The organism is Pseudomonas sp. P4_C1, assembly GCF_056402155.1.
The window spans coordinates 1-533 of sequence record NZ_JBFUHY010000179.1; the positions used below are offsets into that span (position 1 = coordinate 1).

1 protein-coding gene is annotated in these 533 nt (G+C 64.6%); it reads left to right on the forward strand.

Features of this window, described 5'->3' with window-relative positions; translation table 11 throughout:
* The coding region (locus AC1DU9_RS29890; RefSeq protein ID WP_477811280.1) for an immunoglobulin-like domain-containing protein at positions 1–533 on the forward strand (533 nt) is incomplete at both ends.

Genomic DNA, 533 nt, shown 5'->3' on the forward strand with positions numbered 1-533 from the left:
ATCACCATCGCCGAAGGCCAGAGTTCCGGCAGCCTGCTGGTCACGGTGGGCAACGACGCCTACAAGGGTCCGACCATCGTGATCGAGTCGATTAAATCGGCCGACGGCGGCAACCTCGAAGCCATCGATCCGGTGAAAACGCCGGTCAGCACCACGGTCAACGACGTCGACGACACCACCACGGTGACSCTGAGCGCGACGCCGAGCGTCGACGAGAACGGCACCATCACCTACACCGCGACGCTGACCGACGCCCAGGGCCAACCGGTGACGGCGCAGAACGGTSCRGTSACCGTGACGCTGGACAGCGGCAAGGTCATCACCATCGCCGAAGGCCAGAGTTCCGGCAGCCTGCCGGTCACGGTGGGCAACGACGCCTACAAGGGTCCGACCATCGTGATCGAGTCGATTAAATCGGCCGACGGCGGCAACCTCGAAGCCATCGATCCGGTGAAAACGCCGGTCAGCACCACGGTCAACGACGTCGACGACACCACCACGGTGACSCTGAGCGCGACGCCGAGCGTCGACGA